24 protein-coding genes are annotated in these 24,642 nt (G+C 64.1%); 11 read left to right on the top strand and 13 right to left on the bottom strand.

All coding sequences use genetic code 11. The annotated features are described in order from the left end of the window. Positions 1-186: 186 nt before the first annotated feature. The 8 genes from I6F28_RS18185 to I6F28_RS18150 all read left to right on the top strand — a co-directional run bounded on the left by I6F28_RS18185 (position 187) and on the right by I6F28_RS18150 (position 7,942). Positions 187-996: a CoA transferase subunit A gene (locus I6F28_RS18185; RefSeq protein ID WP_225140457.1), complete on the top strand. Its 810-nt coding sequence runs from the start codon at positions 187-189 to the stop codon at positions 994-996. Then, positions 996-1,754 carry a CoA transferase gene (locus I6F28_RS18180; protein WP_225140416.1) on the top strand — a complete coding sequence of 253 codons (759 nt, stop codon included), beginning with the start codon at positions 996-998 and terminating at the stop codon, positions 1,752-1,754. Before I6F28_RS18185 ends, I6F28_RS18180 begins: the two co-directional genes overlap by 1 nt. Beyond that, a complete protein-coding gene (locus tag I6F28_RS18175) occupies positions 1,751-4,060 on the top strand; it encodes a molybdopterin-dependent oxidoreductase (protein ID WP_225140415.1) in 2,310 nt (769 codons plus the stop codon). Before I6F28_RS18180 ends, I6F28_RS18175 begins: the two co-directional genes overlap by 4 nt. A 14-nt stretch (positions 4,061-4,074) precedes the next feature. After that, the gene (locus I6F28_RS18170; protein WP_036026687.1) at positions 4,075-4,644 is read left to right on the top strand and encodes a peroxidase-related enzyme; all 570 of its coding nucleotides are present in this window, start codon (positions 4,075-4,077) and stop codon (positions 4,642-4,644) included. A 126-nt stretch (positions 4,645-4,770) separates the two neighbouring features. Continuing rightward, the gene (locus I6F28_RS18165; protein WP_346276767.1) at positions 4,771-5,430 is read left to right on the top strand and encodes a hypothetical protein; all 660 of its coding nucleotides are present in this window, start codon (positions 4,771-4,773) and stop codon (positions 5,428-5,430) included. A gap of 19 nt (positions 5,431-5,449) precedes the next feature. Continuing rightward, on the top strand, positions 5,450-6,142 hold the full coding sequence (locus I6F28_RS18160; RefSeq protein ID WP_109145146.1) for an L-fuculose-phosphate aldolase: 693 nt from the start codon (positions 5,450-5,452) through the stop codon (positions 6,140-6,142). 32 nt (positions 6,143-6,174) lie between these two features. Then, a complete protein-coding gene (locus I6F28_RS18155) occupies positions 6,175-7,137 on the top strand; it encodes a carbohydrate kinase family protein (RefSeq protein WP_109145145.1) in 963 nt (320 codons plus the stop codon). Positions 7,138-7,195: 58 nt separating this feature from the next. Continuing rightward, on the top strand, positions 7,196-7,942 hold the full coding sequence (locus tag I6F28_RS18150; protein ID WP_225134998.1) for an SDR family NAD(P)-dependent oxidoreductase: 747 nt from the start codon (positions 7,196-7,198) through the stop codon (positions 7,940-7,942). Between the two features lie 27 nt (positions 7,943-7,969). Here the strand turns inward: I6F28_RS18150 and I6F28_RS18145 are convergent, their stop codons facing one another. The 12 genes from I6F28_RS18145 to I6F28_RS18090 all read right to left on the bottom strand — a co-directional run bounded on the left by I6F28_RS18145 (position 7,970) and on the right by I6F28_RS18090 (position 20,004). Further along, positions 7,970-8,944, bottom strand: coding sequence for a tripartite tricarboxylate transporter substrate-binding protein (locus I6F28_RS18145; RefSeq protein ID WP_225140414.1), 975 nt, complete (start codon positions 8,942-8,944; stop codon positions 7,970-7,972). Between the two features lie 24 nt (positions 8,945-8,968). Beyond that, entirely contained in the window at positions 8,969-9,685 is a 717-nt protein-coding gene (locus tag I6F28_RS18140) for a GntR family transcriptional regulator (RefSeq protein WP_050991723.1), read from the bottom strand. 22 nt (positions 9,686-9,707) lie between these two features. Continuing rightward, positions 9,708-10,448 (bottom strand): SDR family oxidoreductase, encoded by a 741-nt coding sequence (locus tag I6F28_RS18135; RefSeq protein ID WP_225140413.1) that lies wholly within the window; start codon positions 10,446-10,448, stop codon positions 9,708-9,710. Between the two features lie 24 nt (positions 10,449-10,472). Beyond that, on the bottom strand, positions 10,473-11,243 hold the full coding sequence (locus I6F28_RS18130) for an SDR family oxidoreductase (RefSeq protein ID WP_225140412.1): 771 nt from the start codon (positions 11,241-11,243) through the stop codon (positions 10,473-10,475). 16 nt (positions 11,244-11,259) lie between these two features. Further along, the gene (locus I6F28_RS18125) at positions 11,260-11,640 is read right to left on the bottom strand and encodes a carboxymuconolactone decarboxylase family protein (protein ID WP_036011548.1); all 381 of its coding nucleotides are present in this window, start codon (positions 11,638-11,640) and stop codon (positions 11,260-11,262) included. Between the two features lie 29 nt (positions 11,641-11,669). Beyond that, positions 11,670-12,905: an ABC transporter substrate-binding protein gene (locus I6F28_RS18120; RefSeq protein ID WP_036011543.1), complete on the bottom strand. Its 1,236-nt coding sequence runs from the start codon at positions 12,903-12,905 to the stop codon at positions 11,670-11,672. A 31-nt stretch (positions 12,906-12,936) separates the two neighbouring features. Next, a complete protein-coding gene (locus I6F28_RS18115; protein ID WP_225140411.1) occupies positions 12,937-14,169 on the bottom strand; it encodes an ABC transporter substrate-binding protein in 1,233 nt (410 codons plus the stop codon). A 32-nt stretch (positions 14,170-14,201) separates the two neighbouring features. Then, positions 14,202-14,909: an ABC transporter ATP-binding protein gene (locus tag I6F28_RS18110; RefSeq protein ID WP_036011537.1), complete on the bottom strand. Its 708-nt coding sequence runs from the start codon at positions 14,907-14,909 to the stop codon at positions 14,202-14,204. Then, the gene (locus tag I6F28_RS18105) at positions 14,896-16,668 is read right to left on the bottom strand and encodes a branched-chain amino acid ABC transporter ATP-binding protein/permease (RefSeq protein WP_225140456.1); all 1,773 of its coding nucleotides are present in this window, start codon (positions 16,666-16,668) and stop codon (positions 14,896-14,898) included. The genes I6F28_RS18110 and I6F28_RS18105 overlap by 14 nt, the downstream gene beginning before the upstream one ends. 2 nt (positions 16,669-16,670) lie before the next feature. Continuing rightward, on the bottom strand, positions 16,671-17,606 hold the full coding sequence (locus I6F28_RS18100) for a branched-chain amino acid ABC transporter permease (RefSeq protein ID WP_036011532.1): 936 nt from the start codon (positions 17,604-17,606) through the stop codon (positions 16,671-16,673). A gap of 79 nt (positions 17,607-17,685) precedes the next feature. Next, a complete protein-coding gene (locus tag I6F28_RS18095) occupies positions 17,686-19,080 on the bottom strand; it encodes an MmgE/PrpD family protein (RefSeq protein WP_225140410.1) in 1,395 nt (464 codons plus the stop codon). A 30-nt stretch (positions 19,081-19,110) separates the two neighbouring features. Then, on the bottom strand, positions 19,111-20,004 hold the full coding sequence (locus I6F28_RS18090; RefSeq protein WP_225140409.1) for an NAD(P)-dependent oxidoreductase: 894 nt from the start codon (positions 20,002-20,004) through the stop codon (positions 19,111-19,113). Between the two features lie 247 nt (positions 20,005-20,251). Between I6F28_RS18090 and I6F28_RS18085 the strand changes: the two genes are divergently transcribed. Genes I6F28_RS18085 through I6F28_RS18075 form a run of 3 tightly spaced genes read left to right on the top strand, consistent with a single transcriptional unit; the run spans position 20,252 to position 22,840 of the window. Further along, a complete protein-coding gene (locus I6F28_RS18085; RefSeq protein WP_225140408.1) occupies positions 20,252-21,604 on the top strand; it encodes an MmgE/PrpD family protein in 1,353 nt (450 codons plus the stop codon). A gap of 28 nt (positions 21,605-21,632) precedes the next feature. After that, the gene (locus tag I6F28_RS18080; protein WP_036011521.1) at positions 21,633-22,022 is read left to right on the top strand and encodes a carboxymuconolactone decarboxylase family protein; all 390 of its coding nucleotides are present in this window, start codon (positions 21,633-21,635) and stop codon (positions 22,020-22,022) included. Positions 22,023-22,030: 8 nt separating this feature from the next. Beyond that, positions 22,031-22,840 carry an N-acyl homoserine lactonase family protein gene (locus I6F28_RS18075; RefSeq protein ID WP_225140407.1) on the top strand — a complete coding sequence of 270 codons (810 nt, stop codon included), beginning with the start codon at positions 22,031-22,033 and terminating at the stop codon, positions 22,838-22,840. Between the two features lie 455 nt (positions 22,841-23,295). Here the strand turns inward: I6F28_RS18075 and I6F28_RS18070 are convergent, their stop codons facing one another. Further along, positions 23,296-24,636 (bottom strand): metal-dependent hydrolase family protein, encoded by a 1,341-nt coding sequence (locus I6F28_RS18070; protein WP_225140406.1) that lies wholly within the window; start codon positions 24,634-24,636, stop codon positions 23,296-23,298. Positions 24,637-24,642: the final 6 nt, after the last annotated feature.

Genomic DNA, 24,642 nt, shown 5'->3' with positions numbered 1-24,642 from the left:
CAGCGCGTCGTCTTGTCAAGTCGCGCCGCCTGATCGCGGCGCAAAGGTGCGCTGCTGCGGCCGGCTGCGCGCGAAAGTCCTGGAAATGAAGGCTCCGCCGGCGAAGCCGGATTGACAGCATCGTCCAAATCCGCCTAACATAATTTGGAATTGCGTTCTACAATATAGAACAAAGCCGGGAGGATGATGGTGTTGAGCGAGCCTCGCGTCATGGCGAAGCACATCGAGCCGGGCATGCGCGTCGCGCTGCCCGTCGATTACGCCGGCGTCTCCATGGCCATGACGCGTCCAATGATCGAGCATGGCGCGGGCGATCTCGATCTGGTCTGCGTGCCAACCGGCGGATTGCAGCTCGACCAGCTTGTCGGCGCAGGTCTGGTCCGGACGGTGGAGACCAGTGCGGTCTCGCTGGGCGAAGCAGGTGGAGCGCCCCGGTTCAACGCGGCGGTCAAGGAAGGCGCGGTTCGACTGAAGGACGCGACCTGTCCTGCCATCCATGCGGGCCTGATGGCGGCGCAGAAGGGCAGCCCCTTCATGCCCCTTCGCGGGCTGATCGGAACGGATCTGCTGCGCCACCGCGACGATTGGCGCGTCGTCGACAATCCGCTGGCGGATGGAGGCGATCCGATCGTGCTGATTCCCGCCATCAAGCCTGACGTCACGATCTTCCATGTGCCGATGGCTGATCGCTTCGGCAATGTCTGGATCGGGCGACGCCGCGAGCTTGCCGCAATGGCCTACGCTTCGCAGACAGTTCTCGTCACTGTGGAGCGCATCGTCGAGGAAAATCTGCTCGCCGACGAGATGAGCGCGGCCGGCGTGCTGCCGGCACTCTACGTCACGGCAGTCGCGCGCGCACCGAAGGGCGCATGGCCATACGGTTTATGGGGCGAGTATCCCGCCGATAGCGCGGAGATCGCGCGTTATGCGAAGGTCGCGCGAACGGCCGATGGCTTCTCGGCCTATATGGCGCAGGCGCAGATGGAGCCCGCGTGATGTCGGACGTTCTCCCTCGCGAAGTGCTGATTTGCACGATCGCGCGGTTGCTCGATGGCGTCAGGCATGTTGCCGTAGGCGCCTCCTCTCCGATTCCTGCCGCTGGCGCGATGCTGCTGCGTGCAATGAAGGAGGCGCGTGGCGCCGTTGGTCCACGCCTCTCCATCCTCGGTTCTGTCGAGCATAATTTCTTCACCAACGGTTCGGCGGAGCTGTTCGATTGTGCAGGTCAGGGCCGGATCGACGCGTTCTTCCTCGGCGGTGGCCAGATCGACGGCCTTGGCAACGTCAACCTCGTCGGCACCGGTGACTATCCGCGCTCCAGCGTGCGCTGGCCCGGCTCGTTCGGGTCGGCCTATCTCTATTTCGTCGTGCCGCGGGTCATCCTGTTCCGCGAGGAGCATACGCCGCGCGTCTTCGTCGAGAAGGTCGACTTCATCAGTGCCCCCGGCGTCAGTCCCGAGGGAGTCTTCCGGAGCGGCGGCCCCGTGGCTCTCTTGACCGGCAAGGGACTCTTTCGATTCGACAAGACGCGGCCGGGGTTCGAGCTGGACAGTGTTCACCCCGGGCACGATCTTGCGGAGATCAAGCAAGCGACCGGCTTTCGATTCGAGCATGAAGCCGAGCCGCGGCAGACCGCGCTGCCCGATCGATCGACACTCGATCTGCTCCGCGGCCGCGTGTTCGACGAACTCGCCGAGACCTATCCCGAGTTCGCCGCGCAGATGCGGCGCGAACTTGGAGCGGTGGACGCATGAGCAGGATCAAACGGATCCCGCATTGCAGCCATTGGGGTGCGTACACGATCCTCGTCGAGGATAATCGCATCGTGGGCATCGAGCCGTTCCAGCACGATCCGGCGCCGTCCCCGATCATCCATTCTATTGCCGAATGGGCAAATCCCGAGCGGCGCGTGCTGCGGCCGATGGTCCGTTCCGGCTGGCTGGACAAGCGCGAAAACAGCGATCGCCGCGGGCGTGGCCGAGAGAAGTTCGTTCCTGTCAGCTGGGACGAGGCGACGACGCTGGTTGCCGACGAAGTGCGCCGCGTCGCCGACGCGTTCGGGAACGCATCGATCTTTGCGGGCTCCTATGGTTGGACGAATTCGGGGCGCCTGCATCATGCCTCTTCGCTTCTGAAGCGCATGCTCAATCTGGTTGGCGGCTTCACCCGGCACGTCGATACCTATTCCATCGCGGCGGGTCCGGTGATCCTGCGCCACACGCTGGGCAACGACGACGCGTGTGGCGGCCGCGCCAATACGCTCGACACGATCGCGCAGCACACCGAGACGCTGGTGGTGTTCGGCGCTCTGTCGCCACGAACCGCGCAAAACGAGGCCGGAGGAATTGGCAGCCACCGCCTCGAGACTTATCTCAGGAAAATCGTCGAGCGTGGCGTCAAGGTCATCCACGTCTCACCGCTGAAGGACGATCTGCCGGACTGGGTCGATGCCGAATGGTGGCCGATCCGGCCGAACGCCGACACTGCGCTGATGCTCGGCCTCGCCGGCGAGATCGTGAAGGCCGGCCGGCACGACACGGATTTCCTTGCGCGCTGCACCAGCGGCGCGGATCGTCTTCTTCGCTATCTCGAAGGCAAGGCGGATGGCGGACGAAAGGACGCCTTGTGGGCCGCCGGCATCTGCGGGCTCGGTGCAGGCCAGATTGCCGAGCTCGCAAGGCGCCTGGTCGACACGCGGAGCATGTTGACGGTGAGCTGGAGTCTGCAGCGTGCCCATCACGGCGAACAGCCGTTCTGGGCGGCGCTCGGACTGGCCTCGATAATCGGCCAGATCGGGCTGCCGGGCGGCGGTGTCGGTTACGGCTATGCTTCGCTGGGAGGTGTCGGGGCCCCGCTCAATCTCGGCAAGTCTCCAGCCATTTCACAGCTGAAGAGGCCGATCGACAGCTTCATCCCGGTGGCGCGCATCAGCGACATGCTGCTCAATCCCGGTCGGCCATTCAGCTATGAAGGCGAGATCCGCTCCTATCCGGATACGAGGCTGGTCTATTGGGCGGGCGGCAATCCTTACCACCATCATCAGGATCTCAACCGCCTGTCGGAAGCCTGGACGAGGCCCGAAACGATCATCGTGCAGGACCCGATGTTCACCGCGACAGCCCAACGGGCCGACATCGTGCTGCCGGCAACCACGTCGATCGAGCGTAACGATCTTGCCGGCAACAGGCGCTCCGACTTCATCCTGGCCATGAAGAAGGCCATCGAGCCGCTGGGCGAAGCCCGCTCCGACTTCGATATCTTCAACGCGATTGCAGGCAAGCTCGGTGTGGCCGAGCGCTTCAACGAAGGCCGCGACGAAATGGGTTGGGTCCGGCATCTCTACGAAGCCTGCCGGGACGACGCTTCGAAGCGCTTTGGTTTCGCCATGCCGGAGTTCGATGCGTTCTGGGAATCCGGCTATGCCCACTGCCCGGTCAAGGCAGACCACACGTTCCTGGCCGACTTCCGCAACGAGCCCGAGGAATACCCGCTCAACACCGAAAGCGGGAAGATCGTACTCGGCAGCGAGACGCTTGCCAGGCTCGACTATCCCGACTGCCGCTCGCATCCTGCCTGGATCGAGCCCGCCGAATGGCTCGGCACTGCAGAAGCTGGCCAAATGCACCTCATCTCGCATCAGCCGGCCGGCCGTCTTCACAGCCAGCTTGAAACCGGCCCATCGAGCCGCGTCATGAAACGCAATGGCCGTGAACAGGCCCGTCTTCATCCTGACGACGCGGCTGCTCTCGGCATCGTCGACGGCCAGACGATCCGCATCTGGAACGACCGCGGGGAATGCCTTGCGACTGCTGAGGTCAGCGACGAGGTCCGCCGGTGGGTGCTTGTGCTCCCGACCGGCGCCTGGTTCACACCGACCGGCAATAGCGGCCTCGAGGTCGCCGGCAATCCGAACGTGCTCACGCTCGACATCGGCACGTCTCAATTCGGCCAGGGCTGCTCGGCCCATACCTGCCTGGTGCGGGTCGAGCCCTACGCCGCCGATCGGCGCGATGCGTTCGAGGCCTATCAGGAAACGCTCGTCGCGCTTGCGGCAGTCTAACAGGAGCTTGGAACATGTCTGCAACCGCGATCAGCCGCTTTCCCGTTCCCGATATCGCGACGCTGCCGGAGGATATCCGCGCACGGATCGAGGCCGTTCAGGAGAAGTCTGGATTCGTCCCGAACGTCTTCCTGACACTCGCGCATCGTCCGGACGAGTTCCGGGCGTTCTTCGCCTATCACGACGCTCTCATGGACAAGCCGGGGCCGATCACCAAGGCCGAGCGCGAGATGATCGTCGTCGCGACCAGCAGCGCCAATCAATGCCAGTACTGCGTGGTCGCGCACGGCGCCATCTTGCGCGTGCGCGCGAAGAATCCGCTGATTGCGGACCAGGTCGCCGTCAACTACCGCAAGGCCGATATCACCGCGCGGCAAAGGGCGATGCTCGATTTCGCGATGAAGGTCTCGGTGCGCGCCTATGAGGTGGACGATTCCGACCTCGTGGATCTCAAGGGACATGGATTCACCGAGGAGGACGTCTGGGACATCGCAGCCATCGCTGCATTCTTCGGCATGTCGAACCGCCTCGCCAACGTCACCAGCATGCGTCCGAACGACGAGTTCTTCGCGATGGGACGCTAAACGCCGCGAACGAGAGCTGCAATGGTATCGCTGGTCATCGACAGGCGCTTCCGGGGCCCACCCAACTCCGGCAACGGCGGTTATGTATGCGGATGTCTCGCAAGGCACGTCAGTGGAGACGCCGAAGTGACGTTGCGCGCCCCGCCGCCGCTGGAGCGGTCGCTCGACGTGCTGACGGGGGCCGACGGCGGGATCGAGTTGCGCGAGAACGACAAGCTGCTCGCGACGGTGCGTGCAACAGACATCGATGTGCCGGACGTTCCCAGGGTAAGCTACGAGGCGGCCGAAGAGGCGGCCGGCCGAACACCCTACGAAGAGCAGACTCATAACCTTCCGACTTGTTTTGTCTGTGGCCCCGCGCGTGGTCACGGCGATGGTCTTCGCATCTTCGCAGGCCCGCTGCAGGCGGGCGCTGTCCCGGGCAAGCCCGTCGTGTTCGCGGCCTCCTGGGTACCTCATGGGAGCCTGTCCGGTGCGGACGGCCATGTCGCGCCCGAATTCGTCTGGGCCGCTCTCGATTGCCCGACCGGCTATTGCAGCGTTGGCGCCCGTCACCTGGGATTGAAGGGCGACGAAACGGCGCTGCTCGGACGCATGGCCGCTCGGATCGAACGCCGGCCGCGTCCCGGAGATCGATGTGCGGTGGTGGCGTGGCCGACCGGGCGGGAAGGCCGCAAGTTGTTTGCCGAGAGTGCTTTGCTCGATGCCGAGCAGGAGGTGCTGGCGACCGCGCGAGCCACCTGGCTGTTGGTCGACCGTCAGGTCCAGCTCGGAGCAAGTGCATGAACCAGGGTGGAAGCAAGGTATGACCGGCCGCGAAGCAGAGCTCGAACTTCGTCAATCCATCATCGACGCGTGCCGCGAGATGGCGGCGCAAGGCATCAACCAGGGAACGTCCGGAAACATCAGCGTTCGAGCCGACGACGGCATCCTGCTGACGCCGTCCGGTCTTCCCTACGACCGCATGAAGCCCGAAGACATCGTGGCCATGAAGTGGGACGGCTCATGGACTGCATCGGCCGGCAATGTTCCGTCGACCGAATGGCGTTTTCACCTCGACATCCTCAAGTCGAAGCCGGAGGTCGGCGCCGTCGTTCACGCCCATCCGGTCTTCTGCACCATCATCGCGATCATGAATCGCTCGATCCCTGCGATTCACTACATGATTGCCGCGGCCGGCGGCAACGACATCCCCTGCGCGCCCTATGCGCAATATGGTACGGCCGAACTGTCGCAGGCGGCCCTGAACGCGCTTCGCTATCGCCGCGCCTGCCTCCTCGCACATCACGGGCTGATCGCCATCGGTCCCAACCTGCGCAAAGCCTTGTGGCTCGCGGTGGAGGTCGAGGTGCTCGCCAAGCAGTATCACGGCTGTCTTCAACTCGGCTCTCCTCCGCTGCTACCGGACGAGGAGATCGACAGCATCCTGAAGCGATGGGGGCATTACGGCCTGCGCGATAGCGAGGGCGCGCCCAAGATTACCCAGCTGTCGAGCTAGATCACGAATAATCCCCTGCCTTGCGAGAACTCATGGCCTACACTCACGACGTCAGCGTCTGCGGCACTTACATCCTGGATATTCTCGGGGTCCCCGTTACCGAGATCCCACCCGGAGGTGGCCGGTTGTTGATCGAGGAAATCCGGCTCGCGGTCGCCGGCACGGCCGGCGGAACGGTCGTTCCTTGCGCGCGGCTCGGCTTGAGGGCGCTCGCGGTTGGTGCCGTCGGCTCCGACGAGAAGGCTGATTGGATGCTGAACGCGCTGGAGCGCGAAGGCATCGATATCGCTCTGATGGAGCGAATGACCGGCGCTCCAACCTCTGCAACGATTTTGCCGATCCGGCCCGACGGCTCGCGTCCGGTCATGCATGCGAGGGGCGCCTCAGCCCGATGGCGGATCGCGCCCGAAACGCAAGTAGCCGCATGCCGGAGCAAAATTCTCCATCTCGGCGGGGTCGGCTCTCTACTTGCGATGGATGGAGCGCCTTCCGTCGCATTGCTGCAGGACGCGAAAGCCGCTGGTTGCACGACGACGCTCGATCTCATCCAGGCGCGGCGTGAGACGCTGGCGCTGGTCGAGCCTCTGCTGCCTTACGTTGACTTCTTCATGCCGAGTATCGACGAGACCAGTGCCATGGTGGGAACCGACGATCCCGCCGCATGCGCGCGGTTCTTCATCGACAAGGGGGCGGGGGCCTGCGCCATCTCTCTCGGCGCCGACGGCTCGTTCGTGATGACCCGCGACGGACGCCAGTTCACGGTGCCGGCGTTCGACGTTGCCGTTCGCGATACGTCGGGATGCGGCGATTCCTATACGGGCGGCTTCATCGCGGGGCTGGCTCGCGACTGGGACCTGCTCGACTGCGCCAAGCTCGCGACCGCGACGGCCGCGATCGTCGCGACGGGGCTGGGTTCGGGCGCCAATCTCGTATCCTTCGAGGAAACCGTGAAGGCCATGAACACCTTGCCAGTCCGCAAGCCGGCTCGCGCCTGATCTTTTCAACGCCGGTAAAGAACCAACATTCATTGGAAATAACAGGGGAGAACGCAACATGGCCCGACATGCGATCGTGACGGGGGCAAGCCGCGGCATTGGCCGTGCGATTGCCACTGGCCTTGCCAAGCGAGGCTACGATCTCGCGCTGACCGACATCGCGGCCCAGGAGAAGGTTCTGCTCGAGACCGTCGCCGAGGTCGGCAAGCTTGGCGGCCGCTGCATCCCGGTGCTGGGCGACGTCAGCGATATCGGCGATTGCAGGCGTGCGGTGGCTGAAGCCGTCCAGGGTCTCGGGCACGTCGATGTCCTCGTCAACAATGCGGGCATCCTCAGGCTGGCGACCATCGACGAGCTGACGACGGATACATGGGATCAGACCTTCGCCGTCAACACGCGCGGCGTCTTCCAGATGACCCAGGCCGTGGTGCCACATATGAAGGAGCGCAAATACGGGCGGATCGTCAACATCGCCTCGCTCGCCGCACGGACGGGCGGTCCGGGACAGTCCCACTATGCCGCGTCGAAGTCGGCCGTGGTCGGATTCACCCGGGTGTCGTCTATGGAGTTCGGCGGCTACGGCATCACGGTCAATGCCGTATGCCCGGGCATCATCGTGACGGAGATGGGGATGAACAATCTCCGCGATCCCGAGCGTGTCGCCTATTTCGAGAAGGTCACGGACCTACACCGGCTCGGGCAGCCGGAGGACGTCGTCGGGCCCGTTGCGTTCTTTGCGTCTGACGATTCTGCGTTTGTGACCGGCCAAGCCCTCAACGTGGACGGAGGCATCTTTTACAGTTAGCAACGGGGTCGATCCGCTCTAACTAACCTATTGCGGCTCGATGCCGGCTGCCTTGATAATCCTTCCCCATTTGCCGATCTCAGCCTTGAGAAAGGCTTCAAGGGCTTCCGGCGTCGCGCGTTCGGGTTCAACCGGGGACATGCTGAGCTCACCAAACCGATTGATCAGGGCGGGATCCTTCAGCGCGGTCTGCAGCGCGCCGACGAGTTGGTCGACTACGGGCTTCGGCGTGCCGCGCGGGGCGTAGAGGCCATACCAGGTCGTCACGTCGAACGCGGGAAGGCCGGCCTCGGCCGAGGTCGGCACGTTCGGCAGCGTTGCAACCCGCTTCTTGCTCGTGATCGCGTAGCCCTTGATCGTGTTCGACTGAATATAAGGCGTCGGCCCGGTTGCAGGGTCGCAATAAACGTCGATGTGGCCGGCGATGACGTCGTTCAGCGCCGGGCCGCCGCCCTTGTAGTAGATCGGGGTAAGCTTGGTATCGGTGGTGCTCATGAACATCAAACCGCAGAGCTGTGAGGCCGAGCCGAGACCGACATTGCCGAAGGTGATCTTGTCGCCGGCGTTGCGGATCTGCGCGATCAGCTCGTTGAGATCCTTGGCAGGAAAGTTCGACCGCGCCACGAGGATCATTGGGACGTCGGTGACGAGCCCGATCGAGGCGAAATCGCCGACCGGATCGAACGGCAGCTTGGCGTAGAGGGCCGGTGCTGTGGCCTGGCCGACATGCATCAGCAGCAGCGTGTAGCCGTCGGGGGCCGCCTTGGCCACACGGTTGGTGCCGAGCGTGCCGCCGGCGCCGACGACGTTTTCGATCACGATCGACTGTTTCAGCGTCGCACTCATCGCGCCGCCGAGGATGCGTGCGATCACGTCGCCGGGACCGCCAGCTGAGAACGGCACGATCATCGTGACCGGGCGGGTGGGGTAGTCTTCCGCAATGGCTGCGCGGCAGGGATAGAGCAGGACAAGCAGGATCAGCGATCGTACGAGATACGTCATCGAACACTCCCTGGCGGCAATGTTTTAGTCGTCGGAAGGCGCCGCCTCCTTGGCTGCCGACGATTTTTCGATCATGTCGAGCGCGGCCACCGCAGCCGCATTGATGTGGTCGACGCAGCAGCGCTCGGCGAGGTCCGCATCGCCGTTCTGGATCGCGCGCCAGATCGCGGTAACCTCGCGCAAGCTCTTGTTGATCCGCTTCGGCTGCGACATCGAGGTGATCCGCAACAGCTGGATTCGGTCATGCAGCGGCTTGAGCATGCGCTCGATGAACGCGTTGCGGCAGCCACCGATCAGAGCGGCGTAAAAGTCGGTCTTGGCTTCCAGGCATCCGACGAGGTCCTGCTTGGCTGCGGCTGCCTTCAGCCGGGTCAGGGCTTCCCCGATCCGGCGAGCCACTTCCGGGTCGTGAAGCCTGGCGCATTCACGGCCGGCGAAGCCTTCGAGCACCGCGCGGGCGGCGTAGAGCTGCCGGGCCTCCTCCAGGCTGATCGTGGAGACCACGGGGCCGCGGTGAGGGACCGTATTGACCAGCCCGTCGGCCTCGAGGGCGCGTAGCGCTTCGCGGATCGAGGGGCGGCTGACGCCCATCATCTCGCAAAGCTCGCGCTCGACCAGGCGCTGGCCCGGTTTCAGCGTGCCGGACATGATCGCCTCGCGCAGCTTTTGCGCCACCATCGCTCGGACGGTCGGTACGTCATCGATGCGGAGTGTCGACTGCAATTCGCGGCGTCTTTCCATGTCCGGGCCTTGGTTGGAATGATCAATACCGGTTTACAGGCAGAATCATCATTTCGGCAATTTGAACGTGGGCGGGCTGATCCAGGGCGAACACGATCGAGCGGGCGATGTCGGCCGGCTCAAGCGCCATCCTGAACTGGTCGAAATAGTCCTTTTCCTTCTGCTTGTCGCCGCGGTAGCGGGTCAGGATGATGTTGGTCCTGGTTAGGCCGGGCTGGAGCTCGGTGACCCGGATCGCGGTGTCCGCCAGCTCGCCCCGGAGGGTCTCGGTGAACATGTGCACGCCCGCCTTGCTGGTGCTGTAGGCCGCCATATCCGGGACTACACGGACGGCGTTGATGGAGCTGATGTTGACGATATGGCCGGCGTTGCGCTTGACCATGTCGGGGAGGATCGCGCGGGTGACGCGCATCAGGCCAATCAGGTTGGTCTGGATGATGTTGGACCAGTCGTCGGCGGAGCCGGCGTCGAAGCGTGTCCGGCCGCCGATGTCATGCCCGGCATTGTTGATGAGGATTTCGACCGGCTTGAAATGAGCAGGGATGGCCTCCGGCAGACTATCCACGTTCCGGGAATCGCTGACGTCGAGCTGAATCGGAAACACCCTGTCGCCGACGGTGGCCGCCAGCTGCTGAAGCGCCTCGGCGTCACGATCGACCAGCACGACGCGGCGGCCGCTGTCCAGCAGCGCCTTGGTGATGGCACGTCCCATGCCGCCGGCAGCGCCGGTCAGGACGACGGTCTGGCCTGGTTGTTCGGTCATCTCAGCACTCCCATTCCAATGCTCTCATGCGATTGACCAGCCGCCGTCGATGGGCAGGCTGGCGCCGGTGATGTCATTTGCCGCGGTGCCGCAGAGAAAGATGACCATGGCGGCGACCGCATCCATTTCGACGAAGCGCTGCGTCGGCTGGCGCTCGCCAAGATATTCGCGGGTCACGTCATCGACGGGGCGTCCGCTATTCGCTGCCATCGTCGCGATCTTGTTCAGGATCGCCGGCGTCGGCAGCGTACCCGGGCAGAGCGCGTTGCAGGTGATTCCGCTGCGGGCGGTCTCGATGGCCACCGCGCGGGTCATGCCGAGGATTGCCGCTTTGGTCGTGACGTAGTCGATGCGATCTTCGACCGCGCGGCTCGAATAGATCGAGCCGATATTGATGATCCGGCCCCAGCCGCGCTGCTTCATCGCGGGCAGCGCAAGGCGGATCAGGTGGAATGGCGCCGACAGGTTAACAGCGAGCGCCTGGTCCCAGCGATCGGGTGGAAACTGCTCGATCGTCGAGAAATGCCTGACAACGGCGTTGTTGACAAGGATGTTGATAGCTCCGCAGCGGCCGAGCAGGCCGACCATCATGCTCTCGATGTCGTCGCGCCCGGACAGATCGGCAGCGGCGGGGATGACCTCGACGCCGAAGCGGGCGCTGAGGTCGTCCGCGGGCTGCTTCGGCGCAACGAGGTCGTGCAGGACAATGTTGCAGCCCGCGCCGGCCAGGCCTTCCGCGATGGCGAGGCCAAGGCCTGCGGTCGCGCCGGTCACGAGTGCCCATTTGCCCTTCATCGCAGCCCGCCCGCCCTTATTTCTTGTCGAGCTCGGCGAAGACTTCCTTCGCGTTCCGGAACGCGTCCACGCCGGCCGGCACGCCGCAATAGATCGCGACCTGCATGAAAACCTCGCGGATCTCCTCTTTGGTCGCGCCATTGGCGAGGGCGCCGCGGACGTGGGTCTTCAGTTCGTGCGGACGGTTGAGCGCGCAGAGCATCGCCAGATTGAGGAAGCTGCGCGTCTTTCGCGTCAGCCCTTCGCGGCCCCAGACGTAACCCCAGCAATACTCGGTGGTCAGATCCTGCATCGGGCGGTTGAACTCGTCCGCGGACGCGATCGCCTTGTCGACGAACTCGCTGCCGAGCACGCTTTTGCGGATTTCGAGACCGCGGTCGTAGGTCGCCTTGTCCATTCTGTTCTCCGTTTGGCTTTCGAGCGGTATCAGGTCTTGGGCCAGAACGGCTTCGCCAGCGCGAGCTCGGGCGGGAACACCGTCACCGGCACGCCGGATTGCCACTGCACGATGGTCATGCCGGCGCCGACGCGGCGGCCTTTCTGGTCGAACTTGATTTCGCCCAGCGGGTAATATTTCGAGGGGCCTGCATCCATGGTGCGCAGCGCTTCGCCGACGGCAACGCGGTCGGCCTTGCCGGCCTTCTCCAGCGCGTCCTTGATCACCCACATGTCGCCATAGGTGGAGATCGCATTCTGCGTCATCCACGGCTCCTTGTAGCGGGTCTTCAACTCGGCGATCAGCGCCTCGTGGCCCTTGGCGCCCCAGCTCGCAACGCAGGTCAGGACTCCCTGGAGCAGTTCCGGGCTCACGGTCTGCAGCATGTCCGGTTCGGCGATGGCGATGCCGAACGAGATGGTCGGCACCTTGCCCTGGCCGAGGCCGAACTCGTTCATCTTCTCGAGCAGCAGCTTGGCGTCGGAGATCACCGTCGGCAGGAAGAAGAGCAGGTCGGGCTTGGCCGAGCGAATCTTCTGAACCAGCGACGTCGCGTCCGCCAGCGGCGGCGTGAAGGTCTCGTCCACGATCAGCTGCAGCTGGTTCTCTGCCAAGAGGCCCTCGCGCATCGATTTCGCCGAGGCGATCGACGCGGCCGTGTTGTCGGTGAGGATCGCGACCGTCTTCGGCCGCTTGCCCGATGCCGTCTCGGCCAGCTTGATGATTTGCGGCAAGGCCTGACGGGCCTGTGAGGCTGCCGTGGCCGAGGTCTGGAACACGTATTTGAAGCCGCGATCCGTGATCAGATCGGAGTAGGAGAGGGTGAGGACGGGCAAGTTGGCGCGTTCCGTGACCTCGGTGACCGCGAGCGTGAAGGATGACAGGTAGGCGCCGCTTGCCGCGACCAGGTCGCTCTCCTGCGCCACCATACGCTGGGCGGCGTTCTTGGCCTTCTCAGTTGTGTCGCCGGAATCGAGCACCACGAGCTTCAGCTTGGCGCCGCCGAGCGCCTTGACTCCGCCTTGCGCGTTGATGTGCTCGACCGCCATCTCGGCGCCCTGACGCATCACCGTGCCGGGACGGGCGTAGATGCCGGAGATCGGCACCAAGAGGCCGACTTTCACCTCAGATGGCTGCTGTGCCCAGGCACGGGAAGCGATCAGCGTGCCGGACGCGCCCGCAAGCAGTGTTCGACGGGTGATCCTGATCTTGCTCGTTGTTCTCATGACAATCCTCCTCCCTGAAAAGCGTGCGATGCTATTTCTTCGGCCAGAACGGCTGCGCCTGCGCGAGCTCGGGCGGATAGACGGTGACTGGCACGCCCGATTGCCATTGCACGATGACGACGCCGGCGCCGACCCTGCGGCCCTTCTCGTCGAACTTGAGCTGTCCGCCGGGATAGTATTTCGACGGTCCGGCATCCATGGTGCGGAAGGCCTGCGCGACCGCATTGCGGTCGGCCTTACCGGCCTTTTCCAAGGCTTCCTTCATCAGCCACATGTCGCCATAGGTCGAGATGACGTTCTGCGTCATCCAGGGCTCCTTGTATTTCGCCTTGAGCTCGGCGATCAGAGCCTCGTGACCTTTCGAGCCCCAATTGGCGACGATGGTCATGATGCCCTGCACTGTCTCCGGGCTCACGCTCTGCAGCATGTCCGGTTCGGCGATGGTGATGCTGAAGGACACGGTCGGGATCTTGCCCTGGCCAAGGCCAAACTCGCTGATCTTCTCGAGCCCCAGCTTGGCGTCAGAGACCGCGTTCGGCATGAACAGCAGCAGATCGGGCTTGGCCGAGCGAACCTTCTGAATCAGCGGCGTCGCATCCGACAGCGGCGGGGTCCAGACTTCCTCGACGACGAGCTGGAGGCCTTCCTGCGCGAACAGCTTCTCCTTCAGCGCCTTGGCCGTGGCAACCGAAGTCGCGGTGTTGTCCATCAACATCGCGACCGTCTTCGGCTTCTTGCCCGAGGCGTTCTCCGCGAGCTTCATCAGAGTCGGCAAGCCGAGCTCGGACTGGCGGCTCGCGGTCGCGGCGGTCTGGAAGATGTATTTGAAACCGCGGTCGGTCAGAAGGTCCGAATAGGACAGCGTCAGCACCGGCAGCTCGGCACGCTCGGTTACCTCGGTGACCGCCAGCGTGAAGGACGACAGATAGGCGCCGGTGGCCGCGACGAGATCCGGCTCCTGCGCCACCATGCGTTGCGCCGCGTTCTTGGCCTTCTCGGTGGTGTCGCCGCAATCGATCACGACGAGCTTCAGCTTGGCGCCGCCGAGCGCCTTGATGCCGCCCTGCGCGTTGATGTGCTCGATACCCATCTCGGCGCCCATCTTCATCACCTGGCCGGGGCGGGTGTAGATACCCGACAACGGCACGATCAGTCCGACCTTGATCTCGGCCGGTGTCTGCGCGCGTGCCACGCCGGCAAGGCCCACGACGGCGGCGCCGGACAGCACGGTCCGTCGCGAGAGGCCCTTCGATGTCTTGTCCACTATGTTCTCTCCCTTGTCATTTTTTCTTGTCGTCACATGCCGAGATAGGCCTTGCGCACGCGATCGTCGGCGCGCAGCGTGTCGTTGTTGCCTTCGAGCACGACATGGCCGGCTTCGAGGACGTAGCCGTGGTCCGCGGATTCCAGCGCTTCCGCCACGCGCTGCTCGACCAGCAGCATGGTCAGCCCGGACTGGCGGCGAATCTCGATCAGCCGATCGAAGATGAAGTCGGCTGTTGAGGGCGCCAGCCCCATCGAGGGTTCGTCCAGCATCAAGAGTTTCGGCGAGGAGGCGAGGCCGCGGCCGATCGCGAGCATCTGCTGCTGGCCGCCTGACATCGTGCCCGCGAACTGGCTGCGACGCTCCTTCAGCACCGGAAGCCATTCGAAGATGCGCTCGATGTTGCTCTGCCAGTCGCGTCGACCGCTCTCCGTCATCGCACCCATCTCCAGATTCTCCATCACGGTCAGTGAAGGGAAGACCTGGCGGCCCTCGGGGACGTGGGCGATGCCGAGATGGGCGCGCTGCGGCGGCGGCACTGCGAGGAGGTCGACGCCGTCGAAGGTGATGGCCCCGCCGCTCGGCTTGACGATGCCGGAGATGGTCTTGAACAGCGTGGTCTTGCCGGCGCCGTTGGGTCCGACGATGGCGACGAACTGGCCGGCGCCGACATTGATCGAGATGTCGTTCAGCACGGGTTTGGCGGAATAGCCCGCGCTCAATCCCTCAATTCGCAGCATGGCCCACCCATTTTTTGCCGAGATAGGCCTCGATCACACGGTTGTCGCGCGTCACCACTTCCGGCAGGCCTTCGGTGATGACGGCGCCGTGGTCGAGTACGACGAACCTGTCGACCAGCCGAACCATCGCCTGCATCGTGTGCTCGATGATCGCGATGGTCATACCGTCGCGCGCGAGCTGCTGGATCACGGCGACGACCTCGTCCGCCTCGCCGTGGCCGAGGCCCGCGAGGGTCTCGTCGAGCAGCAGGATGCGTGGTTGGCCGGCGATCGCGCGGGCAAGCTCCATCAGCCGCAGCTCCTTGGTCGAAAGCTCGCCGGCGACGCGGTCGGCGACGGCGGAGAGCCCGACACGGGCAACTGCATCGGCGGCAAGCTTGCGAGCTTCGTCGTCGGACCGCGCGCGCACATAGGCACCGACCACGACGTTGTCGAGGATCGACATGCGCAGGAATGGTCGCATCACCTGGAAGGTGCGGCCGATGCCGGCCTCGCAGATCACGTGCGGCCGTTGGCCGGACATGTTGCGGCCATCGATCAGCACCTCACCCTCGCTCGGCTTCAGGAAGCCGTTGAGGAGATTGAACAGCGTGGTCTTGCCGGCGCCGTTGGGGCCGATGATGCCGAGTATCTCGTTCTGGTGCAGCTTGAAGCTGACATCCTGCACCGCCTTGAGGCCGCCGAAGGACCGCGACAGGTTCTTGACTTCGAGCATGACTTCCCCGGTGGCGGCCCGCTGTCGGGGGGCGGGCTTCAGCGTGGTGACGTTGGCAGCCGATGTTTCGGGCAGGTCGGAGGCGGCCGCATTAGGCGCGATCCGTTTGCGCAGGAGATCGCGCAGCTTCCAGAACAGGCCTTCCGGGGCCAGCAGGATGACGCAGACGATGGCGAAGCCGAAGATCACGCCCTGGATGCCGGGGAAGCGCGCGCCGGCTTCGGCATGCAGTATCTCGGCGAGCGGGATCAGGATCACGGAGCCGATCACCGGCCCCCAGACCGTGCCGACGCCGCCGAACATCGCGACCGTCAGCGCCTGGGCCGACACCAGCATGCCGAACACCGATTGCGGCGTCACGACCAATAACACCTGCGCGTAAAAGCCGCCGATCGCCGCGGCAATGGCCCCGCTAAGCGTGATCGCGCGCAGCTTCCAGGCGAGCGTATTGATCCCGGCTGCCTCGGCGGCGGCCTCGTTCTGCTTGATTGCGAGCAGTGCCATGCCGAAGCGGGAGCGCTCGATGAATTGCGTCAGCACGATGGTGGCAAGCATGATTGCGAGTCCCAGCAGCGTGTAGATGCGCGGATCGGCGAATTGCATGTAGGCGATCGGCGCGTCGCGCTTGATCGGAAGCGTCACCTCCTGGAAGCCGAGCCACTCGAACACGTAGAGGATGGCAAGCGGGTAGGCGAGCATCGCCAGGGCGAAATAGTGGCCCTGGAGGCGGAAGGTGGGAAATCCGATCAGCAGCCCGGCGATGCCGCCGAGCACGGCGGCGATGGGGATCAGCAGCCAGGGCGATATGTCGAAATAGATCTGGCCGAGCGCGGTGGCATAGGCGCCGATGCCGAAGAAGGCGGCATGGCCGAACGAGACAAGTCCGGTGTAGCCGCTGAGCAGGTTCCAGGACAGGCCGAACACCGCCCACACCGGCACCAGCGTCAGGATCAGCTGGTAGTAGGAATTAGTGACGCCGAGCGACAGCGCGGCATAGGCGATGGTGAAGAGCAGGGGAGGAAGAAAGGAGCGCATCCGGAGCATGATCACGTCCTCTCCACCATCCGCCCGAAGAAGCCTTGCGGTCGGAAGAAGATGATGAGGAGGAAGACGGCGAAGATCGCGGCGTTCTGCAGCTGCGTCGGCAGGATCAGCGTCGACATCTGCTGCACGAGCCCGATCGTCATGCCGCCCCAGAACGCGCCGATGATGCTGCCCATGCCGCCGAGCACGACGCCCGCATACATGACGATGACGTATTCGAGGCCGACGAACGGGTGGAACGGATAGTTCGTAGCGAGGAGGCCGCCGGCGATCGCCGTGATGCCGCAGCCGAGCGCGAAGGCGGTTCGGTGCGCGCGGTCGACGTCGATGCCCATATAGGTCGCGGCGGTCGGATTATCCGCGGCGGCGCGAAGCGATTTGCCGATCCGCGTGCGCGTGATCAGCAGCGAAAGCAGGATCATCATGATCAGCGAAACGATCATGTCGATGCTGCGCGCCTTGTTGAGAAAGATGCTCATGTCGAAGAAGGGGCCGAGCTCCCAGGCCGAGCTCGACAGCGGCGTGCGGATCGAGGCCAGCACCGAGCCGAACACGATGAGGCCGCCGTTCTGCAGGATCAGCGCGATGCCCAGCGTGAGGATCAGCTGGGCGTAGTGTCCCTCGCCTTCGAGCGAGGCGGTGCGCGTCCCCGAGACGTGCGAGATCAGTGCCCGGTGGACGAAGTAGCCGAATACGGCAAGCACGGGGCCGGCCAGCAGGATGGAGACGAACGGTCCGACCGCATTGCCGAAGAACGACTGAACGCCGGCGGCGGTGAACAGATAGAAGGCAGTGTACATGCCGAGCATCATGAAATCGCCATGGGCGAAGTTGATGACGCGCATGACGCCGAAGATCAGGCCGAGCCCGACGCACATCAGGCCGTAGACGGCGCCGATCAGAAGGCCCGCGGCGAGCGCTTGCAAAAATCCTTCCATCAGCTTCGCCTCCGCGCGGCTGACGAACCTAAGCGGGTCTCGAAGTCGACCATGTTTCCCCCGTACTCTCCGGCACTTCTTATGATGCCGATCGTAAAACCCGTTCCGCCGTGTCCAGGCGGCATAGTGCTGCGATGTCGCCGGCATTGCCGAGCCGTTCGCAGTCCTCGATGAGTTGCTCCAACCGGCACGCGCGGTCCTCACCGAGGACTCCCTGAGCGGCAGTGCGAAAGCGCTTGCGAATATCTGAAGGCGTTGCGGCGATGACGTCGGGTAGCGCGTGCCGGATCGTCCGGCCGCTCTGCAGATGCACGGTCACATCCGCGCCCTGCTTGTCGGGGAACGCGGTAGTGAAGCCGACATCCGGCTCAAGCTTCGTGATCGCAACCAGGCGGATGATATCGACATCATCGAGTTCGGCGTAGTTGCCTTCCTCGATCTCGCCCCTCACGAGGGTGGCCGCGACGCTGAAGGGAATGCTCATCTTGGCCTGGAGCGCGTTCCGATACGGGCCGGTGGAGGCGCACCCAGGATAGCGCACGGCGGCATCGGGAGCGCGAACGACGACGCTGTCGATCTCCTCGGTGCCGGCGAGTTCGTGCGAGACGCGAAGGGCCGCTTGCGCGGCGGTCTGCGCGAAATTGCAGGCCGGGACCGGCTTGTTGTAGACCGCCACGATCTCGCATTCGCCATTCGGGAACAGCGCGATGCTGTCGGGCGCGGCCCGGCGACCATAGGCGGCGAACAGGCCCGCTTCGCCTTCGAGGATCGTTTCGGAGCCGAAAGCGCCGGCTGCGGCGAGGCCGATTGCCTTGATCGCATTGCTGGCGGCGAAGCCCGGATGAAAATACATGTCGGAGCCGCCTGCATGCGGCCACTCGTTGAGACCGCTGGACGTGTTGGCTGCGATCGCGATGGCGCTGGTCGCTGCGTCTTCGGACAGGTTGAGCGCGAAACTTCCGGCGAGCGCCGCGCCCAGAGGGGCCACGAGGCCGGTCGGACGATAGAGCCGGGCGAGATCGGAGGTCAGCAACGCGCGGCCGATCCGCGCGCCGGTCTCATAGCCGATTATCGCGGCTGCGAGCAGCCTTGAGCCGTGCAGCTGCGACTGTTCGGACAGCGCGAGCAATGTGGGCCAGATCACCACGCCGTGGTGCGCAATGCTGGCGGCATGCATGTCTTCCCGCACGAGTCCGTGCCCCATCACGGCATTGGCGAAGGCGGCATCGGCCGGCAAGGAGAGTCGCGACATTCCGACGATGGTTGCGCTGCCGCCACCTTGTGCGATCGCGATTGCCTGACGACTCCAGGGATGATGGCCCGCCTCGAAGGCGCAGGACAGGAAGTCGAGCAGGCAGAGCTTGGCCTTGGCGACCACTTCAGGCCCGAAATCTCCGAGATCAACGGCAAGTGCGCTCCGCGCCATCTGGCGCGCGAGCGATACCTTGTCTGATCCGGTCGGGCCGTTCGTCATCGCAAGTGTTTCTCCCAAAGGCTCTTGCGCTCAGCCGCGCATCTCGACTCCGGCCCACTCCTCGAGCACCTTGGCGATCGAGGTGAAATCGGATGACGGGCCGTATTTGGCGTTGGTGATCGCCAGCATCTGCCGTACCACTGCGCCGCAGACCATCGGCACGCCCATGGCCTCGGCCTCGTCCACGCAGAGACGGACGTCCTTGTAGGAAAGGCCGGTGGCGAATCCGAAATCGAACGTGCCCGGCAGCACCGAACGGGGAAATTTGTCTTCGGAGGCGCTGTTGCGGCCGCTGCTGGCGTTGATGATATCGATCAGCACCTTGGCGTTGACGCCGCCCTTGACGCCCATGGCGACCGCTTCCGACGTGATCACCAGCGCCGCCGCCGCCATCAGATTGTTGGCGAGCTTGGCGGTCTGCGCCACGCCGGGCTTGTCGCCGGTGTAGAACAGCTTGCCGAAATTCTTCAGGATCGGCTGCACGATGTCGTAAGTCGCTTGCGGGCACGATACCATAACGGCAAGCGTGCCGTTCACGGCGCCCTTGATGCCGCCGCTGACGGGCGCATCGACCAGCGTCATGCCTTTGGCTTTCAGCCCTTCCGCAACGAGCTTCGCCGCGCCGGGACCAGAGGTCGAGAGATCAACGACGATCTTGGCGCGGTTGCCGCTGCTGATGCCGTCCTCGCCGAGAGTGACGGCCTTGACGATGTCTGGCGTCGGCAGACTGGCGAGCACGATGTCGGCGCGCGAGGCGACGTCGGCCGGCGACTTGCCGACCAAGGCGCCGCGCTTGACCAGCGGCTGCGTCGCGTAGGCCTGCGTGTCGTAGACGACGAGCGAATAGCCCGCGTCCATCAACCGCCCCGCCATGGGGCCGCCCATGCGGCCCGTTCCGATCACACCGAGCGTCTCTCCCGCCATCGTTCACTCCCTCTCGCGCGATCCCACGCGGGGCGCGCCGTCTTGATCTTGTCGTTGTCAGTTCGCCGGCCGGCCCTGACGACCGCCGTCGTTGCGGCGGCGGGTTCCCGTGCCAGCGTGCCGGATTGTTATGATTGTCAGACAAGCTGTCAAGCATAACATTTGGGGTCGACAGTTTGCCGCGGATCGGCATAAGGTCCGAAAAACGAGGAAGACGCCCCGCGTGCCGCAAGACCCAATTCCCAGCGTGAGCAGGACGCTCGCCGATTTCGTCGCGGCGACGTCGTGGGCGGACGTGGAGGCGCAGAGCGGCGAGGCGCGACGCTCGATTCTGAATTTCTTCGCCACGGCACTCGGCTCCGCACGCGATCCGGTGGTGATGGCGGCGATGCGAACCCTGTCGCCGTTCAGCGGCGCCGCGACCGCGACGGTCATCGGTCATTCGCAGCCGATGGACGCGATGTGCGCATCGTTTCTCAACGCCATCTCGGCCAATCTGCTCGATTTCGATGACACCCATCCCGAGACGATCATTCATCCGGCGGCACCGGTCGCAGCTCCAGTCCTCGCACTCGCGGAGACGCATAAACTGTCTGGACGCGAATTGTTGACGGCGTTCATCCTCGGTGTGGACGTCGAATGCCGCATCGGCGCCGCCGTTTCGCCGCGCCATTATGCGCGCGGCTGGCACATCACTTCGACCTGCGGGATCTTTGGCGCCGCGGCGGCTTGCGCCAAACTATTGGGCCTGCCCGCGGAGGGCATTGCGAATGCCATCGGGCTCGCGGCGAGCCAGTCGGCCGGCAATGTCGAGAACCTGCCCAGTGCCGCGAAGAATGTCAGCGTCGGTAACGCGGCGCGCAACGGTTTGTTTGCGGCGCTGCTTGCAGAGCAGGGTTATGAGGCAGCCCCCCACGCCATTGAAGGCCCGCTCGGTTGGGCACGCACCATGGGTGACGAGCCGGATATTGCCCGCTTGCTTGATGGTCTCGGCAAGACCTTTGAGATCGCCAAGAACACCTACAAGCCCTATCCCGCCGGCATCGTTTTTCATGCGGTCATTGATGCCTGCCTTCAGTTGCGGGAGCGGATCGGTCGGCGATTCGACCAGATTGACACCGTGACCGTTCAAGGCTCGACGCTGCTGCTTGCGCGCGGCGACCGCCCCGTCAACAACGAGCGCGATGCGCGCGTCAGCATCCATCATTGCGTGGCGTGCGGATTGCTGCTCGGCAGAGCCGGCGTTGCCGAGTTTGCACGCGAGACGGTCGTCCGGCCCGATATTGTGCAGCTGCGGCAGAAGGTGAGGGCGGAGTGGGATGACGGGATGCCGGATGGTGCGGCACGCGTGACCGTGCGCCTGTCGTCCGGCGAGGTTTTCACCGAGACCGTCATCTCGCCGCGCGGCAGCCGGGCAGCGCCGCTTGAAGATCGCGATCTCGAGGCCAAGCTGCGCGAAAGCGTGCGAACGGGCCAGAGCAATTGGGACGCGGACGGTGTCATCGACGCCGTCTGGCGTCTCGATGCGGTGGCTGACGTCGCCGAACTGCTGCGATCGTTGTGGCCGCCCTCGGCGATGCGCCGAACAACTTCCATCTAGACTCTCGCAAGACGTGAAAGGGACGATCATGACCAAGACCGAACTGTTCGAAAAGGGCCTCAAAGTCCGCAAGGAGGTGCTCGGCGAGGACTACGTCAACAAATCGATCGCCGGTGCCGACGAGTTCACGCGCACGATGGCGGAATGGTCCACCGAATTCTGCTGGGGCGCGCTGTGGACGCGGCCCGGCGTCGACCGTCGCACGCGCTCGATCGTCAATTTGGCGATGCTCGGCGCACTGAACCGGCCGCACGAGCTGAAGCTGCACGTGAAGGGCGCGTTGAAGAACGGGCTGACCAAGGAGGAGATCAAGGAGATCCTGCTCCAGGTCGCGGTCTATTGCGGCGTGCCCGCCGGCATCGACGCCTTCCGCAATGCGCGCGAGGCCTTCAACGAGGTCGACGCGGCCGGCTCCTGAGCAAATCCATGGCTGACCCGATCTACGAACTCTTCGCCATCCGCTACGCAACGCGGGATGCGCAGCGGAGCGACCACTTCATCGGCGGCGATCCGCATGACGGGCCGATGCCGATGGACTATTTCATGTGGCTGGCGCGGGGAGGTGGGCGCACCTTCGTCATCGATACCGGATTCAACGCCGAAATTGCGAAGCAGCGCAGGCGGACATTCTTGCGCTGCCCGGTGGAGACTCTTGTGGCGTTCGATATCGAGCCGGCCGAGATCAAGGACGTGATCCTCACACATCTGCACTACGACCATGCCGGCAATTTCGACCGCTTTCCGAACGCACGATTTCATCTCCAGGAGCGCGAGCTTGCCTACGCCACCGGCCGCTACATGCAATATCCGAGGTTGTCGCATTCTTTCGAGGTCGAGGACGTTTGCGGCATCGTGCGGCTGAACTATGCGCGCCGAGTCCTGTTCTACGATGGCGATGCTGAGATCGCTCCCGGGCTGACGGTCCATGCGGCGGGGGGACATTCCGCCGGGCTTCAATTCGTCCGGGCCAACACGCGCCGCGGTCCGGTCGTGCTCGCTTCCGACGTCAGTCATTTCTACGAAAACCTGACCAGCGAGCGTCCTTTTACGACGGCGTTTCATGTCGGCGACATGCTGGCGGGGTTCGACAAACTGCGCGCCGCAGCGCCGGATGCGGACCACATCGTTCCAGGTCACGATCCGCTCGTCATGATGCATTATCCAGCGCCGACCCCGGATCTGGACGGGATCGCGGTCCGCTTGGACGTGGCGCCGTCCGGGCCTGCTCACTCCTAGGGCGGCGAGAGGACCACGCACGGCATCCTTGTCGAGCTTCCGCATCTTCAACTCTGGCACGATCTGCGGCCGATCGGAGACGGCTGACTATCCTGCCAGAAAGCCGCCATCGATGGCGACGACGGTGCCGGTCGCGTATTGCGAGGCCGGCATGCAGAGGAACGCAACCGCGCAGCATCTAGATCATGATGCGGTCAGGTTGGAGGCGCCAAGCGGATTGGAACGAAAGGTCTTCGCCAAGCATCGCTACATCGGCTCGATGTCGATCTTCTTGATGATCCCGGCCCACTTCGTGGACTCGGAGCTCATGAAGTCGGTCAGGCCCTTGGAGTCCATCACATCTCGGCTTACCCAAGCGAAAGGTCTGCGCTGGTTGTTGAAATATCCGGTTTGATGTCCGTCAGGCAGGGTGACAGGCCATCACTATCGGTCACAGGCGCAGCCGTGAGAATAGGTCACTTGGGATTGTTGTCTTTGTAGATGATCCCATCCTTCATGATGACGACAAGCTTATTTGCGGGGTCCTCGATGAGGCGAATGTCTTCCAGCGGATTGCCATCGACGAGCAGGAGATCGGCCAATGCGCCTTCCTCGACCACTCCGATCCTGCCGGGATAAGGATTCCGCGCTCCGGAAAGCGCGAGCAGCTCTCCATTGGTTGAGGTCGCCATCGTCAGCGCTTCCGCCGGCGTGAACCACCGCGTGAGGTCTACGATGCCCTGACCCTGATGCTCTGCCAGTGGCTTCGAGAAGAGGATATCTGTTCCAAAGGCGGTCTTGATCCCAAACTTCTTGACGAACCCGTACACGGTGTCCGTTCCCGCAACAACCTGGCGCATCTGCGCCTGTTGGGCGGGCGGGAGCATGGCTGCGCCGCCGAGGTCTACGAACGGCTGAGTGCTCAGCCAGATTTGCTTCTCGGCGATGAGGCGTGCAGTCGGTTCATCCATGAGATGACCATGCTCGATCACTTTGACGCCCGCGGCGATGGAACGTCGAATTGCGCTCGGTGTATATGCGTGTGTTGCAACATACGTCCCCCAATCGGTGGCGGTTTCGACGGCCGCACGCAAGTCCGCTTCGCTGAATGTGGTCACATCAAGTGGGCTGAAAGGCGAGGCGACGCCTCCCCCTGCCGTCAGCTTGACCTGGGCCGCGCCCTGCATGAGCTGTTCGCGCACGCGCTTGCGGACCTCGTCGGGATCATCCGCGATGATGCTTCCGCCGAGCTGTTCGACGCGGCTTGCTCCGCCCTGACTTTGCGGCAGCTCCCAAAGCTCGCGGAAGTCTCCATGGCCGCCGGAGACCGTGATGACGGCTCCCGATGGATAGATGCGAGGACCCGGGACGAGACCTTCATCGATCGCGCGTTTGAGTGAGAAGGTGGGGCCGCCCATGTCCCTGACTGTCGTGAATCCGCGCATCAGTGTCGCTGTCGCTTCCGCGCTCGCCAGCAGCGTCGTATATCCGAGGTCGCTCGACAGCATCTGCGCGGGTGTCGGACGGACCATCATCGCGTGCCAGTGCATGTCGCTGAGCCCGGGCATCAGCACGCGTCCACCGCCTTGTATGACGCGGGCGTCCACGCGACGATCGGTTGGAATGGGAGCGGTCACGATCCGCTCGATGATGTTTCCGCGGATGACGACATTCGATGGGACGGAAAGCGTCTCGCTCTTCCCGTCAAAGATGCGCACGTTCTCGAAGACGGTGACTGCAATTCGCTCTTGCGGCTCTGCCGGCGTGAGAAAGGTGCACGTCGCAACAATGATCGTGGCACACTCGGCTATCCGCATTTGCAG

It is taken from the genome of Bradyrhizobium sp. NBAIM14 (assembly GCF_020193895.1).
GTDB classification, from domain to species: domain Bacteria; phylum Pseudomonadota; class Alphaproteobacteria; order Rhizobiales; family Xanthobacteraceae; genus Bradyrhizobium; species Bradyrhizobium yuanmingense.
This window is presented reverse-complemented; position numbering and strand designations above follow the sequence as displayed.

What these genes read in the sequence shown, in the direction of transcription:
- I6F28_RS18075 (WP_225140407.1), top strand. Translation starts at nt 22,031, where the DNA reads ATGGCTGACCCGATCTACGAACTCTTCGCCATCCGCTACGCAACGCGG.
- I6F28_RS18130 (WP_225140412.1), bottom strand. Translation starts at nt 11,243, where the DNA reads ATGAAGGGCAAATGGGCACTCGTGACCGGCGCGACCGCAGGCCTTGGC.
- I6F28_RS18105 (WP_225140456.1), bottom strand. Translation starts at nt 16,668, where the DNA reads ATGCTCCGGATGCGCTCCTTTCTTCCTCCCCTGCTCTTCACCATCGCC.
- I6F28_RS18145 (WP_225140414.1), bottom strand. Translation starts at nt 8,944, where the DNA reads ATGACGTATCTCGTACGATCGCTGATCCTGCTTGTCCTGCTCTATCCC.
- I6F28_RS18180 (WP_225140416.1), top strand. Translation starts at nt 996, where the DNA reads ATGTCGGACGTTCTCCCTCGCGAAGTGCTGATTTGCACGATCGCGCGG.
- I6F28_RS18080 (WP_036011521.1), top strand. Translation starts at nt 21,633, where the DNA reads ATGACCAAGACCGAACTGTTCGAAAAGGGCCTCAAAGTCCGCAAGGAG.
- I6F28_RS18100 (WP_036011532.1), bottom strand. Translation starts at nt 17,606, where the DNA reads ATGGAAGGATTTTTGCAAGCGCTCGCCGCGGGCCTTCTGATCGGCGCC.
- I6F28_RS18120 (WP_036011543.1), bottom strand. Translation starts at nt 12,905, where the DNA reads ATGAGAACAACGAGCAAGATCAGGATCACCCGTCGAACACTGCTTGCG.
- I6F28_RS18095 (WP_225140410.1), bottom strand. Translation starts at nt 19,080, where the DNA reads ATGACGAACGGCCCGACCGGATCAGACAAGGTATCGCTCGCGCGCCAG.
- I6F28_RS18175 (WP_225140415.1), top strand. Translation starts at nt 1,751, where the DNA reads ATGAGCAGGATCAAACGGATCCCGCATTGCAGCCATTGGGGTGCGTAC.
- I6F28_RS18150 (WP_225134998.1), top strand. Translation starts at nt 7,196, where the DNA reads ATGGCCCGACATGCGATCGTGACGGGGGCAAGCCGCGGCATTGGCCGT.
- I6F28_RS18135 (WP_225140413.1), bottom strand. Translation starts at nt 10,448, where the DNA reads ATGACCGAACAACCAGGCCAGACCGTCGTCCTGACCGGCGCTGCCGGC.
- I6F28_RS18140 (WP_050991723.1), bottom strand. Translation starts at nt 9,685, where the DNA reads ATGGAAAGACGCCGCGAATTGCAGTCGACACTCCGCATCGATGACGTA.
- I6F28_RS18090 (WP_225140409.1), bottom strand. Translation starts at nt 20,004, where the DNA reads ATGGCGGGAGAGACGCTCGGTGTGATCGGAACGGGCCGCATGGGCGGC.
- I6F28_RS18155 (WP_109145145.1), top strand. Translation starts at nt 6,175, where the DNA reads ATGGCCTACACTCACGACGTCAGCGTCTGCGGCACTTACATCCTGGAT.
- I6F28_RS18170 (WP_036026687.1), top strand. Translation starts at nt 4,075, where the DNA reads ATGTCTGCAACCGCGATCAGCCGCTTTCCCGTTCCCGATATCGCGACG.
- I6F28_RS18110 (WP_036011537.1), bottom strand. Translation starts at nt 14,909, where the DNA reads ATGCTGCGAATTGAGGGATTGAGCGCGGGCTATTCCGCCAAACCCGTG.
- I6F28_RS18185 (WP_225140457.1), top strand. Translation starts at nt 187, where the DNA reads ATGGTGTTGAGCGAGCCTCGCGTCATGGCGAAGCACATCGAGCCGGGC.
- I6F28_RS18160 (WP_109145146.1), top strand. Translation starts at nt 5,450, where the DNA reads ATGACCGGCCGCGAAGCAGAGCTCGAACTTCGTCAATCCATCATCGAC.
- I6F28_RS18070 (WP_225140406.1), bottom strand. Translation starts at nt 24,636, where the DNA reads ATGCGGATAGCCGAGTGTGCCACGATCATTGTTGCGACGTGCACCTTT.
- I6F28_RS18125 (WP_036011548.1), bottom strand. Translation starts at nt 11,640, where the DNA reads ATGGACAAGGCGACCTACGACCGCGGTCTCGAAATCCGCAAAAGCGTG.